We start from the raw sequence: 14,601 nt of genomic DNA, 5'->3' as shown, positions 1-14,601 counted from the left end.
AACTTTGAGAGGTTAAATCTATATGGGATTTATAAAAAATCAAATAAATAATTGTAACATTTCGTTTACATAAATATTATTTCACAAAAAGTATATTTTTCATAAAAAATTCATAAACATTTATTTCCTTTGCATGTTCTTATGCTATTACTAAATCATTTAGTTAATAATAAGACAGTTAATAAAGTTAATTAGAACAGGGAAGATGCGCGAGGCATTTTCCCTGTTTGCTTTTATTACCTATTCTACAAAATTAACCAAAAAACAGGCTTCAATCTTCATAAAAAGGTAAGACATACCATAGCCAATCAAAGCACCATTCGCAGGCAAACATTTTAAAGCACAATAAGTTCTTTATGCAAACATGCAAACAGAGCCACAAAAAAGCTTGGGAAAGCCGACTAAAAAGGAGTTATTAACCAATATCTATTATTACCAATAATTCATATTAAATAACACTTTCTTTAAAGTAAACAAAATGTTACAATTCATTAACTCGCTGAAAAATAAAAGATTAATAAAAAAGGGCCAGTGAAAACACAAGCCCTTTTTAAACCTATACAATATTGGGAATTATTTTTCGTTGCTCATCGAAAAAGGCACGTCGGCGTCTTTTGTGCCACGTTCTTTATTGGGGGTAGCAATCATATCAAAATTCAATTCGGCGCCGTTTAACAGGCCTTTGTGGCTCACCCAGTTATTGGTGTAGGGCTTGCCATCAATAGTAAGGCTGTTTACATATTTGTTGGCGGCACTGTTGTTGGGCGCGGTAATAGTCACCGTTTTACCATTCTCTAAATTAATGGTTACCTTTTTAAATAAAGGCGCTCCTAACACGTACTGATCGCTGGCCGGTGTTACCGGGTAAAAGCCCATGGCCGAGAAGATGTACCAGGCCGATGTTTGCCCATTGTCTTCATCGCCGCAATAACCATCGGGAGTGGCTTTGTACAATTTATTCATGGTTTCGCGGGCCCAGTATTGGGTTTTCCAGGGCTGGCCGGCATGGTTGTACAGGTAAATCATGTGCTGGATAGGTTGATTACCATGCGCATACTGCCCCATGTTGGCTATCTGCATCTCGCGGATCTCGTGAATAACACCGCCATAATAACTATCATCAAATGTTGGCGGCATGCTGAATACAGAATCCAGTTTGGCTGCAAATTGTTGCTTGCCGCCCATCAGGTTTATCAGGCCCTGTATATCATGAAAAACGCCCCAGCTGTAGTGCCAGCTATTGCCTTCGGTAAAGGCATCGCCCCATTTAAACGGATTGAATGGTGTTTCAAAAGTACCATCCTGGTTTTTACCGCGCATCAGTTTGGTTTGCGGATCGAAGATGTTACGGTAATTCTGGCTGCGTTTTTTATAAATCTCGATCTCTGATTTTGGTTTGCCTAAAGCTTTCCCTAATTGGTATATGGCAAAATCATCGTAAGCATACTCTAAGGTACGTGCAGCATTCTCGTTTATTTTAACGTTGTAGGGCACATAGCCAAGGGTATTGTAATATTGCACTCCCCTACGGCCGGTTGCGTTTGGCCCTTCGTTGTTGGCACCGTGTTTAAGCGCCTGGTACAATGTTTCAATATCATAACCACGCATACCCTTCAGGTACGCTTCGGTAACTACCGAGGCCGAGTTGTTGCCTATCATACAATCAGCATAGCCGGGGCTCGACCATTCGGGCAGCCAGCCACCTTCTTTATAATCATTAATCAGGCCTTCCTGCATCTCTTTATTGATAGACGGGTAAACCAGGTTCAGGAACGGGTACAAGGCCCTGAATGTATCCCAAAAGCCTGTACCGGCAAATAAATAACCGGGCATCACCTTACCGTTGAAAGGGCTGTAGTGAATTTTCTCGCCTTTGGCATCTATCTCGTACATTTTATTAGGGAAGAAAAGCATCCGGTACAAGCTGCTGTAAAATGTTTTGGTTTGCTCCACGGTGCCGCCTTCTACATTCAGCCGGCTCAGGGTTTTGTTCCAGGTATCCTTGGCTTTTTGGCAGGTAACTTCAAACTTATCGTCGGCCAGTTCACGCTTTAAATTAAGCTCGGCCTGTTCAATACTTACAAATGACGAAGCTACTTTTAAGTGCACCTGCTCGCCGTTGGTAGTTTTCAGGGTGATCACCGCGCCGGCGTGGTCGCCAGTGTATTCCAGCTGGCCGTCGTCTTTTTTCCAATCGTGCCATGCCGATGCCAGCGCGAAAGGTTTATCTACATAAATAACAAAGTAGTTTTTAAAGTTAGCCGGTACAGCGCCGCTGTTTTTGGTGCTGTAACCTACAATCTTTTGCTCACCGGGAATGATTTTCACGTATGATCCTTTGTCAAAAGCATCAATTACAATATGCGAGCTATCGCTTTTGGGGAAGGTAAAGCGGAAGCTTGCAGCACGCTCGGTTGGGGTAATTTCGGTAGTTACATCATAATCGGCCAGGTAAACGCTGTAGTAGTAGGGTTTAACAATTTCGGCCTTGTGCGAAAACCAGCTGGCGCGCTCTTTTTCGTTCAGCTTTAACTTACCGGTTTCGGGGAAGATGGAAAACATACCATAATCGTTCATCCATGGTGATGGCTGGTGGGTTTGCTTAAAGCCCAGGATTTTATCGGCATCATAAGTGTACTGCCAGCCATCGCCCATTTTGCCGGTTTGGGGCGTCCAGAAGTTCATGCCCCATGGCAGGGCGATGGCCGGGTATGTGTTCCCGTTTGACAAAGACGGCTTGGATGCTGTACCCATCAGCGGGTTAATCAATTCAACAGGGTCTGTTACCCTGGCGCTTTGCTGGGCAATTGCAGCTGCCGGTAAACAGGCCAGGGCCAGTAAAAGTAGTTTTTTCATTAATCGGAGTTTGTTTTTTTAAGGGTGATGAAAGCAACGGTGGCTATTATAAAAGCTGATGTTGATATCGTTGGATGTATTTGTTTTGTTATTTGTTCTAATAATTTCTTTCCGGTGCGAATATGGCAATCTGCCATAAGTAAAAATACTCCCGCGCATGAAAATTCACGCACGGAAGTATTAATCAACTTTCTCTCAAAAAGTATTTTTTCACCATTTCAACTCAACCTTTATACCATCGGGACTATTGGCGAAGCCCAGGTATAAGGTTTTTGACGAGGTATCCCACGATGTTTTAACATCAGTAATAATTTGCCCTTTGCTATCGGTTATAACAATTTGTTTTGGCTCGCCCGGCAATAAAACCCGCGCGCTGTTAAGCGTTTTTACCGGGCTTTTGGCTATAAAAGAATAGCTGCCGACTGCAACTTTTTCGTCATAGATCCTTGACGCCGAAGCCAATACCTGGGGTATGTTTTTATTGGCTACCCGTGCCTCATTGTATAACAATGCCTGCTCGCCGGGATTGATCACCTTTTCGGCCAGGATGGGCAACTGCGGATCGAACAGATCAATTACCGGGCCTTTTACGGTATAAGGTTTGCTATCGGCATTTTCATCCATTACAGCTACAATATCGTAGGGGCCACGGGCCAGGTACAGGCTATTTTTAAAGGTTAAAGCACCTGCATGGGCATCTTTTTCATAGGCTTGTTTAACGGTGCTGATGTAATTACCATCGTTAGCTGCCTGCAGTACGTATTCTTTTGGATTTTGCCTTAACACATATACCGCGCCTTTGCCAATGTTAAACTTTTGGCTGTCGCCGACGGGGTTTATCCCCAGCAGTTTAAATAAGTGTTGCGACGGCGCTTTGAAGTTATTGCCCTTTGTATCCCACCATTCCATTACTGATTGGTAGGGGTCATCATCCCGACCGCAATAAATGAGCACGCCACCCTGTTTTACCCAGGCAGCCAATTGCTGGTGAATTTGTGCCGATACAGGCTTCATATTAGCATAACTCATCACCAACACCTTGATGTTTTTAAGCGATGCCGCATAGCCCAGGTTTTCCATATGCACGGTTTGTACCGGCACGCCATGTTTTAGCAGCGGCAATGTTTGGCCGTAAAAGTTTGAGAACTGCGGATCCTCGAACCCGTTATGGGTAGGGAAACGCTGAAACATCAGTGTATTACTCATCAAAACGCCAATGCCGTTCACACCCGTTACTTTATTACTTGAAGATGGCATGCTGTTGAGGGCGTTAACCATCACCTGCATTTGGGTTGAGTAATATTGAGGGATCAGGATCTTTTCGTTACTATTAGCAACCTTGTAGGGATGCGTATAAATGCGCTCGGGCCAGGGCATCACCTCATAATCAGATACGGTTGGGTACAATAGTTTTGCCGTAAAGGTAGCCTGGTAGTTTCGTTTATAATCGCTCCAATCCTTTTGCCTGTCTTCAATCGGGTCGGTTAAAAAAAACATTTTGCGGCCGGTAGGCGCTGTCATGGATACCATCGACCCATATTCCAGGTAGGCGTTTTCAAATACGCGTTCTTTTTGCAGGCCGTTAAAATAAGTAGGCTCGCGCGAGGTACCCGTCCACACCTGGGCTATGTAACCATCAATACCGGGCAACGAGGCCAGGCTGGCCTCGGGACTAACAATTTGCCACGACGAATAGTTAACCAGCGAATGCGTGGCGATAAACACCTTTATATTTAAACCCTTGCTTTTGCCGTAGGCTTTAGCGTACGATGATACTTTTTCAATGGCATCATAATACAGGTGATACTTTAATTTACTGGACAGGTAAGTATTCTCGGCCGATGCATCCTGTGGCTTCCAGGGGAAACCGTAATAGCTTTGCCATTGGGCCTTGAAGCCAGCGCTATAGCCTGCACGTGCCCAAAATTCAGGTTCTTCTAAAAATATATTGATGATGCCAACATCAATTACTCTTTTAATAACCGCCGTTTTCATGTACTCGATGAACGAGGCATCGGGCACCACATATGGCATATCCCTGCCATGAAAAATGGTATCGCCCTTTTGGGTAACCTGCCCAACGCCCAGGTGGTTTTTGCCATCCCATTTACCCAGGAAATAATCTTTGTAGTCGCCCCAGGCTATGCCGGTCATGAAGTTGGTTTGATAACCATGGTCGCGCCAGGTTTGTACGCGCTGCTCAAAGGTCATGCCGGGATGGTCGTTGGTTCCGTAAACAATGGCTATGTCGCTGCGTACGTCAATCTCGGGCATCCAGGGGCTGGCGGTTTGGAAAGCAGTCTTCTCTTTTAACGGTGCCGGTGCCTGCTGCGCAAAAACGGCAGACGCCAGCATAGTTAAACAACAGGAAACAAAAATGTTTTTCATAGATAGGTGCAGGGCGGTAGATGCCTCGTATTACCACACAATAATAGGATAGGTGGTATTAAAACAAGGGTTAATAAATGGGTTAACCCGGTTTAAATTTCATTAACCCATTAAAATTAATCGCATTATTAACCGGGAATGATGGAAGGTCTTTAGTCGGAAATTTTAAGTTTTAAGTCAAAAAAATGAAAACTTTCAGCGACTTTTTAATTTGATATGATAAAATGTTATCGTGGATAGCTATCAAATTACCTTGTTGCTTTTTTAGATATCTATCAGGATTTGGCCCTGCATTATAAACATTCAATTGAACGCTGGCTACGACTCACCCGGTCGAGGCTACGCCCGACCACCCTCTCTTCACCTACGGTGGAAAGAGGGTTGATTTACAAAGAATTAACAATCAAGAACTTATTAAATATAAACTTCTAAAACCCTCTTTGCGGCGTAGCCGGAGAGAGGGTCGGCCAGCGCAGCGTAGCCGGGGTGAGTCGTCGTCACCATCCGATATACGACATCCCACACCTCTGCGTTCCGCCTGGCTTTAACAATCAATAATGGCCATTTCCTATTCGTTTTTTAACAGCCTCCTACGGGACTTTTAACCTAACACTTCTCGACTTTACCCGCCCCCCTATTTACCACAAATTTTATCAAATGGTATAGGGTAATCAATTCCTAATGATCTTTTATATTCGGCTACAAAATCATCATAGGTGCGGCGGGCGTGTTCAATACCCCTGGTGCGCCTGATGGCTTTCAGTTTATATTTGATGCCGGCATCGCTAAACGGGTCGATATTTAAAATCAGCCGGCTTATCTCCAGCGCCTTTTTAAACTGTCCCTCATCATAGGTGTTTTTTATTACAGGCTGCAATGCCGGCATTAACGCTTCTTCATACTGCTCCTTAAAATCATCCAGCCAAACATCGGGCATAGCAGGCAGCAGGCCACCGCGCGCAATCAAATCAAAATGCGGAACCTCCAATGCAGCTGCCCCCTGCCTGTTATTAAGGCTGGCTTGCACCACAAGATAGTCACAAAAAAAGGCGTCCGAAACAGTGAAGCTATAGGTGTCATTGATATAGGCCAGCTCAATCCCATCCAGGTCAGCAAGAATACTTCTCAGGTGATTTAAGGTAACGCCCCTGATGTTTTTTGTTTTGGCTACATCTTTATCGGCCCAAAGGGTGGTCGAAATACGCCTGGAGGTTACACCGTTTTTATCGCGGCTGTTCAGTAAAATCAAAATGAACAGCTGTTTAATTTTAGGGCTAAACAGGTAGGTAATATCCTTGCCGTTTTTATCATACACCGCAAATGCGCCCAGCAAATAAACCGCATTAATCTTGTTGCCAATAATTTCCAATTGGCTTTCATCCTGGGTTAAATCAGCAGTATCCGGCACCGGTTTGGCTTTTTTCCTTTTCAGGTAGATGAATGCTCCACCGGCTACAAGTAGTACCGCCGCCAACCCTCCAACATAGCTATACACACTGGTTGTTGTGCTTTTAGCCTGTTTTGATTTTAAATAAGCGGCATAACTTACCGGGGGAAATGCCAGCGAATAAATTTTGACACCCGATTTTACAGGCGAAGTAAACTCCTGCGTGGTGCAATAAAATTCGTTCGCGTCACTATTAAAAAACAGGTTAACATCGGTTTCAATCCGTTCAGATGTTACCGGAATCTCGCCGCTTACAACCTCGTATGATCCATCTTGAATAGAATACTTATAAAGCTTTAAGCTGGTTTTAGGCCGCTCATGCGGGTAACACAACACATAAAAATATTTCCCATCCTTTGATAGTACAAGGTTATTGGCGGGCACAAAAGCCTCTTCATCAGGCTTAATTTCCCATAGTTTTTTGATGGTGCGGCTGGTTAGGTTAACCCGGTACAAATCATAAAAATGCATACCACCTACAACCTGGCTGCCCGATTGATTGCCGATACCGCCAAATATATACACGTCGTTATTCGCGTCGGCAACGCTGCAGGCCGAAAAAAACCGCGGATCGATATGGTCGCCGGTAAAAACCACAGGCTGCCAAACCTGTTCCAGGGTATCAAACTTAAAAAAATCATTATAGTACCTGAACGACCCGTAGCCGCCAAATAAATAAAGATCGCGGTAATCTTTATCGTAAAACACATTATGGTGATGCCGTTGCGATGGCAAGGCTGCGTTTCCTTTAACCTCCCAGTTTAACCTCGAAAGATCAAGCGATACCAGGCCGGATGGGTTGCCCGGGGCGTTGTTAACCTCATACACATACAGCTTATTTTGCCTGGGGTTAACAATGCTTTTGCCCAGTAACAGGGGCATAGGCAAGGGGTTTTGATAGGAACCGGATGATTCCTCATCATTCCTGACATTATATTGCACTACCGAGTTGCTGCCAAACAGCACCATGCTTTGTTTTTGCTGATTAAAGTTTAGGCCCACAACCTCGTTAAAGCTTTTTGACAACCGCGGCTTCCAGAAGTACGATTCATTAATAAGCCAAACCGGGTTTTCAACAAAGCCAACCTCGTCGCCATTGCTGCTGTGCACGTTTTGGCCTTCCCATTCATCTAACGGGAACGAATAAGCCTGGGAGGCATCGCCAACTTCCAGGTTGCGGATGGCCATATTGGGCACATCGGAGTAACGCGAATTTTTGCCAAAGGTAATTACCGGGCTGATGCTGCCGGTGAAACTAAAGCCCGAAGCGCCATACGGTTTACCGTTAACCCACACTGTTGCTTTATCCCCACGCAGGTCCAGCTTGATTTTGATGGCTGTCCATGTCCTTTTTGATAGCTGGGCAGCGCTCAGCGGGATGGTGATTTTATTGCTCTTACTGTCTATATTGAAATTTAAGTAAGGGGTACCGTTCAAATAAATATAACTGAGGCTATAGGAGTTGTTTTTACCATCGGCAAGGTTTAAAACATAGCCCAGATGCGAATTATCCCACAAAGCCAGCTGGAAGGCGATGGTTAATTCATCATTAAATGTGGGGCTTTCCTGTTTAAAAACGGAATAGGACGTCCGTTTTTCCATTAAACTATCGTTCGAGTTGAACTGTAAGCCCTGCGCCTGTAATTTTAAGCACGAGCCAAGGACGGCAGCAAAAACCAAAATCCTATATACCCAGGGATGAAGTAATAAAATCCGGCTCGCTTTTGTCATTGAATACACTTGTCTAAAATCCCCGGGACCAGGGGAATCTTCCGCTGTTGAACGCAAGTGCTAAAATATGTTTTTTTTAAGTATGCTAAAACGGTTTTTGCAGCACCGGGAAGAAATCGTTTAAAGTTTAAATCAAGCCATCTGCCAACGCCCTTGTCTCATCTGAACAATCAAATTTTATTTCTTCTTTTATCTCATCTGGCAGCGCATCATTTTCAATCAGCAACTTCACAATACCCGACCGGCAGATACCGCAATTGGAGTTATTGTACAGTGCCATTAACGGGGCCTTACACTTTGGGGTTGGGTTGGCTTTAAATATCTCCATATAAACACTATTAAGGCATTCAATAACGTGTTCGTTTTTAGCCTTTTCTACCATTGATGCAAGCAACACCTCATCTCCGTCCTGGTAATTGGCTACAAAAGCCCAGGCAAAATCCTCAGGGTTCCGATCCGACTTTATACCCTCAATCGTAAACTCCCGTAGGGTATCACTTTTTAAAAACCGCATAGCACTCAGGGCTAATTCCCTGCTGCGCTTAGCCGAAGCAACTGTTTTAGTTGCGATATCTATTATAAACTGCGGATCGAGCGGAAACTTATACTTCGAGAAAATAGCCAGTAATTTCTGTTTCTTCTGTTTATTTTTTTCTACAAGTAACCGCTTTGCGATCAAGGTTAATTCCTCATCGTTTAAATTTCTCCTGTTAAAACGCCATACCTTGTTCGATAAAACCTCATCAATAACATCGTTGTAAACTACTTCCTTCCGCTGGTTGCTTACCCTTTTTTCCCTTGCAGCCGAAACTTCGTCGAAATACTTTTTTATAAAGCGGTTGTCTTTTGAGGCGTTTTCAAGCTCGTCCCAAACGTTTATCTTCGGATTAATATCCTGGAAAGACCTTACCAGTACATCATCCTGCCAATCTTCAGGATCATTTTCAAGGGCTTCCCCAAACCTTTCGGCAATAAATAGCATACCGGCCATTCCATCCAGTTCCAAAATCTCCCATGAACCTAAGAAATCAGAACCGGCTATTTGATTAGCCGAGAACCGGTCATAAATGGCTTTCCTTGCCTCGTAATCACCTTTCATTGCAAACGATTTGGCAAGATCAAAAAGCTGCGCCAATGACCATGTATCGTCCTGTTCGGTGGCAAGGCCGTTCAGTATGGCATCCCTTATTTTATCCTGCTTGCCAGATAACTTTATAAGTTCAAAAAGGTAACCGCCCCTGTTACTTTCACATTGCCCATCGCAGGCAAAGTTTTTGAGGCACGCCCGGATAATATCGCGGGAAAAATCAAGTGTTGGATGGCTTTGAATTAACAGGTATGCTTCCCCCGTGCCGCGCCCGATAGAACTTTTAAATTTTTGTTTGATGATAGTTGTTTGGGTCATTTTTTAATTACCAGGTTAGCTGTTTCTGCCGCAATGCCAATTGTGGCCACCGAACCACTATTAAACCGCAAAAAGTCGGCCTCAACACCATCGCTGAATATAATGCCGTTTGTAGGCATCAGCGATTCGATGGTTAAAATTTGCCGGCTTTTGATAACACCTGCTGCAATATCTGTTTTAGTACGGATGCTTTGAAATGGCTCGCGCACGGCAAATAACAGTTCGTTTGCTTTAATCTTTGGCTGTTTTGGTTTAAGGTTTTTCTCGAACAAACCTGTTACTCCATAGGCCATATTAAAAATAGAACTTAGCCACCCGGTTGAACCCGCTGGTGTAGAAACTATCAAACCGCTTGATGATTGCTCCTCGGTTTTTGCACCGTAAGAGATCTTGTACCGTGCCGATACATGCGATGCAGCGCCAATAAACAAATCATTAAAAGCCAGCAACCTTTGGCCATCATTCAGTTTGGCTTCGGCAAAAGCCATGGTTTGCAAATTGAATTGACCGGTGATCACGTTTTCTACCCCGCCTATAAAATTGCCCGTATCAAAAGGCAGCAGCACCCCATCATAACGTTGTTTATCGGGATTTACAGCCACAATCGGGACTCCCCGCGCATATTTGGCGGTATTGGCTACCAACCCATCCTGCCCTATCACAATGATGATGTTCTTCGCGGAAAAGATAAACGAGGGCACAAATGCCCGCTCAACAATTTTGTATTTAATGGTTTTGGAAAGCTGTGCTTGTAAACTGCTTAAAGCAAGGTGAAATGTTTCGTGTTCCGCTTCATAATCGTTAAAATCACCGCCAAGCCTTTCTATATAAAACTTGGCCTGGGCTTTGGTATTGAAACGCTCAATTAAAAACTCGAGCCGGGTTTTATTTTTTACGATGATGGCATATTCAACGCTCATTTTTTGCTCTCAGACTTATCTTTTAAAAGCGAATCCAATAATTCCGGGCTGATGTTCAGGTTGCCTATTTTATCGGCGTTTTCGGCAAGTTCTCTGAATGCCAGCGAGATGTTAAACCTTGGGTCAGGATTATTATTCAATGCGGTAAGTAACTTCCAATCCATGTCCTTGTAAGGTTTAAGTGTTGTTTCAATTACAAAACCCTGGGTTTCGGCTTCTTTTTTATCGTTGGCTGTTTTTTGCTCAATCAATAGTTTTCGTTGATTTTCAACCGCTATGTCGGCCTTAAGCTTCATCTCCCTGAGCTTCCTGTCGTTGTCAGACTTCTGCACTTCCGATTCCATTTTCTTTTCGGCTATCTGTTTTTGCTTTTCCTCAACAGCTATTTCGGTATTCAGCTCGGTTTCTTTTATTTTACGCTCCTGCTCAACAGCAAAGTTACGGCGTTCAAAAATGGCCTGGTCGGCCTCCTGCTGCAACTTCTCCCGTGTTTCGGTTTCCAGGGCACGGGCCATTTCGGGAGTGGCCGAAATGCCAAGGATATTAACCCCCATAATCTCTATCCCCATTAAGCCAATGGCAGCCGAAGATTTAAGCCCCTCCAGTATTTTCTCTTCAATAGCCTTTGCCGACCGGATAGCATCCTTCAGTTTAATCCCGTGAATGTAGGACGATGTAGAAGTTTGCGCTTCGTTAATAATGCGCTGGTTTAACTTCTCGATGTCGTTTTTCTTGTACATACCGTTATCATTCACGGTAAAATCAAGCACATCGGCAAGCGCTTTGGGTTTGCTTATCTTGTAACTTATTTGGCCTTGTATGGTTACCGATTGATAATCGTTGGTCGATTCGCTGAATATAAAGGGCAGATCGTTACTCCCCATAGGGATGGCCACAATAGAACTATTAGGCGAAAAATAGAAAAATGATAGCCCGCGCCCTTCTTTTACGATATCTCCATTTTTAAAATGAAGTACATAGGTCATAGCGTCGAACTTAATATGCTGAATTCCAAACATGATAATGGCTTATGGTTACGTAGTTATTGTACGCTAATATAAAACTTTTTTAATAATGAACTCACACAAGCTTCATCGCCATTTATTAACCCGCTCTGTATTATCATCAAATTGGGCCGATAGCGCTTTCATGCGCGATTTGAGCAGTAATTGGCGCCCTTCGATGCTGCGGGTAAAAATAAGTTCGCATGAGCCTACGTACTTTTTCCATTGTTCCATAAAATAAACTGCGGATGATTTGGTACGACCTATAATTTCGGGTACGGCGTGGTAATCCTTCTGCTTCACAAAAAGTAAAAAAATATTTTTCCTGACAATTACATAACGCGGATTATCTATCAGCCCGACTACCTCATGCAGCATATTGATAAAGGCCGACCGTTCAAACGTGGTGCCGCCATCCAGGAAACAGTATACATTACCAAACCTATCAACCGAGGAATCTATTGTCAGCTCCGCCCGGTTAGTTTTAATAACACCGGCCTGTGCCATTGCACTTAGCAGCGTGTTACCAATTTGCCCAACATCCTTTGATATATCGCGATATTTAATAAAAAGCCGCAAAGCTTTAAATGCCAGGCGGCCAAATAAAAGAAAGCCACCTACGGCTAATATTGTTAAATAAACATATAAATCCTGGATCGTACGCAAGTTCCTGGCAGACCGCCCCAATCCCTGCAATGCCCCCAAAATGTAATCTAAAGAACCAAATCCTAACGCGGCGAGCAGGTTGGCGATGGTTTTATTGAGGTACATGGTCTTAACAGCACTGTATTCATGGTCGCCCTCAAATGGTATCTTAATCTCTTCAATTAACGTAACGCCATTTTCCAGTGCAGTATTCCATTTTGCTTTAAGGGATTCCCTGTCGGCCGCGTAAGTAAACGCTCTGTTGTTTTGTTGTTCAACATCGTCCCGCAGTTTTATACCGGGCGGGATATTTAACCGGCCTACACCATTTTCAATACCGCCGCCATCTTTAAAAGAGATGCCAACAAAGCTTTTAAACCTGCGCTTAAGCATATCAAAATCTTCGCCGCCGGTGCCGGTAGTTGGGTCGATACAACATAGGTGCCAGATATTACCCGTTTTGCCCAGGTTACCTTTCTGTGTACGAATGGCGCGGCCACGCATTTGGTTGGACAATACAAACGAGCCAACAAAACTGGCCAGCACCAGCGAGTTAATTGCCGGTGCATCCCATCCTTCGCCCAAAAGCGATTTTGTACCGATCAGCACCTCTATTTCACCCGATTGAAAAATCTGTGTAATAAGATTAACAATATCGTTTTTTAACTGCTCGCTCTGTTCAACCAAAACATAATCGGCTGCAAATGGCACTCTTTCGCAATTAATTTCGCCCAATCCACAATGCCTCACTTTTTCCCGGAACACCAGGTAAGCCGAATACGGGACAATGACCAACGACCCCGTTAACACGCCAATTTTGATACCGGCAGCATTCTTGCGCCTTAGTTTTTCAAAAATGGTCATCACGCCAATTTTGTTCAGCTCAAATTCGTTAGTATCGGCATTGATGTAGAAATCTTTGCGGATATAATCTGTCAATACTACCATGCGAAGGTTATGGCCCAGTTGCTGGTATTCAAAATTGATAATGTGTTGTATGCTATCTAATTTGCTGATACTGGAAGTTAAAGCCCCGGTCACTTTTTTGTTTTGCGAGAAGCTGATCTGTCGTTTTTCGATAGCCCCATACCGGTGCAATTTGCCTTCGATAATTTTTTGATGGGCGGCAAAAGTTTTAAAATGTTCCTTATCCCGGTACAGGTAAAAATCCAGCAAAACCTCCATCCAACTGTTATCAAAAACCGGGATTTTCAGTTTTTTGTTATCTATAATGTCAAGATGATCTTTTGATATGACTCTTCCGTTGGCATTTAAAAAAATGAGCGAAGCGGAATAGTAAGACAAATTGGTATAAATCCAATCTAAACTGCCCTGCGGGTTTTGCCAGGCCGGATGATTTTCAATGGCATTGATTAAGGTTTCGTCGGCTTTGATCTCTGCAAAAAGTTCTTCGATACCCTGCCTGAACGCGGCTATCCCTTTAATTTCATCATCGGCGGGTAATGATAGGTACACATAGTCCTGGTGCGGGCACAAATCGCCTTCAATAATTAACTCCGGCACCGAAATTTCAATATTGATCGGCCCGTTTAATTCCAGGTAACGCTGCCATTCTGTTGCCGATACATCATAGGGCGGCGTAGCGGTTAATCCTATAATCATGGGATCTATCGCTTTTTTAACCTTATCAAGCGTATGCCACCATTCATTTTTTAAATGGTGCGCTTCGTCAACCACAATGTTTTTTACCTGTTGCTCCTTTAAACCGTTTACAATATTGTCGAGGTTATGGTTGGCCGATGTTACGGGTTCGTGTTCGTCAACTTCTTCTTCGCTCTCGCTTTCCGGTTCGGCAGTTTTCAGATCGTTGCAGGCCGCATGCAGCCCCTGGTAGGTTATCACGGTAAGGAAACCCGGCTTCCGGATATCGTGCGAAACCCAGGCAGGCGTTTGTTCCTGCTGTAAAAACATTTCGCAAAACCGCTGTATCCACTGGTTCCTGATGGCGATGGTTGGTGTGAGGATCAGCGTAGGCTGGTTAATCCTGATGGCAACTTCCAGCCCTAAAACGGTTTTGCCTGAACCCGGTGGTGCTATAACGTGTAAATGACCGTCTTTTAAATACTCGTCCAGTCCATCAAGCACGCGTTGCTGATATGCCCTCCAACCGTATGAAAATTTGATGTCAGCAGGAAACTCTTTCAATTATTACAGATACTTAATTTGCTAATTTATAATTAAAAA

At 43.8% G+C, this 14,601-nt stretch carries 7 protein-coding genes; all 7 read right to left on the bottom strand.

Going from position 1 to position 14,601, the window contains the following annotated elements; genetic code table 11:
• Nucleotides 1–573: 573 nt before the first annotated feature.
• Nucleotides 574–2,856: a GH92 family glycosyl hydrolase gene (locus AC1RM2_RS16660; protein WP_492986319.1), complete on the bottom strand. Its 2,283-nt coding sequence runs from the start codon at nt 2,854–2,856 to the stop codon at nt 574–576.
• A gap of 210 nt (nt 2,857–3,066) precedes the next feature.
• On the bottom strand, nt 3,067–5,244 hold the full coding sequence (locus AC1RM2_RS16655) for a hypothetical protein (RefSeq protein WP_492986318.1): 2,178 nt from the start codon (nt 5,242–5,244) through the stop codon (nt 3,067–3,069).
• Nucleotides 5,245–5,878: 634 nt separating this feature from the next.
• Nucleotides 5,879–8,293: a Kelch repeat-containing protein gene (locus AC1RM2_RS16650; protein ID WP_492986317.1), complete on the bottom strand. Its 2,415-nt coding sequence runs from the start codon at nt 8,291–8,293 to the stop codon at nt 5,879–5,881.
• Between the two features lie 256 nt (nt 8,294–8,549).
• Complete coding sequence (locus AC1RM2_RS16645; protein ID WP_492986316.1) at nt 8,550–9,827, bottom strand: hypothetical protein; 1,278 nt, start codon at nt 9,825–9,827, stop codon at nt 8,550–8,552.
• Nucleotides 9,824–10,747 (bottom strand): NAD(+)/NADH kinase, encoded by a 924-nt coding sequence (locus AC1RM2_RS16640; RefSeq protein ID WP_492986315.1) that lies wholly within the window; start codon nt 10,745–10,747, stop codon nt 9,824–9,826. The genes AC1RM2_RS16645 and AC1RM2_RS16640 overlap by 4 nt, the downstream gene beginning before the upstream one ends.
• Nucleotides 10,744–11,766: an SPFH domain-containing protein gene (locus AC1RM2_RS16635; RefSeq protein WP_492986314.1), complete on the bottom strand. Its 1,023-nt coding sequence runs from the start codon at nt 11,764–11,766 to the stop codon at nt 10,744–10,746. The genes AC1RM2_RS16640 and AC1RM2_RS16635 overlap by 4 nt, the downstream gene beginning before the upstream one ends.
• A gap of 72 nt (nt 11,767–11,838) precedes the next feature.
• Nucleotides 11,839–14,562 carry a DEAD/DEAH box helicase family protein gene (locus AC1RM2_RS16630; protein WP_492986313.1) on the bottom strand — a complete coding sequence of 908 codons (2,724 nt, stop codon included), beginning with the start codon at nt 14,560–14,562 and terminating at the stop codon, nt 11,839–11,841.
• Nucleotides 14,563–14,601: the final 39 nt, after the last annotated feature.

Source organism: Mucilaginibacter sp. GW822-FHT03E02, assembly GCF_058801545.1.
The sequence above is the reverse complement of the archived record's forward strand: the minus strand, read 5'-3'. Positions and strand labels throughout refer to the sequence as shown.

Coding starts and splice junctions, on each gene's coding strand:
- AC1RM2_RS16660 (WP_492986319.1), bottom strand. CDS start 2,856: ATGAAAAAACTACTTTTACTGGCCCTGGCCTGTTTACCGGCAGCTGCA.
- AC1RM2_RS16655 (WP_492986318.1), bottom strand. CDS start 5,244: ATGAAAAACATTTTTGTTTCCTGTTGTTTAACTATGCTGGCGTCTGCC.
- AC1RM2_RS16650 (WP_492986317.1), bottom strand. CDS start 8,293: ATGGAAAAACGGACGTCCTATTCCGTTTTTAAACAGGAAAGCCCCACA.
- AC1RM2_RS16645 (WP_492986316.1), bottom strand. CDS start 9,827: ATGACCCAAACAACTATCATCAAACAAAAATTTAAAAGTTCTATCGGG.
- AC1RM2_RS16640 (WP_492986315.1), bottom strand. CDS start 10,747: ATGAGCGTTGAATATGCCATCATCGTAAAAAATAAAACCCGGCTCGAG.
- AC1RM2_RS16635 (WP_492986314.1), bottom strand. CDS start 11,766: ATGTTTGGAATTCAGCATATTAAGTTCGACGCTATGACCTATGTACTT.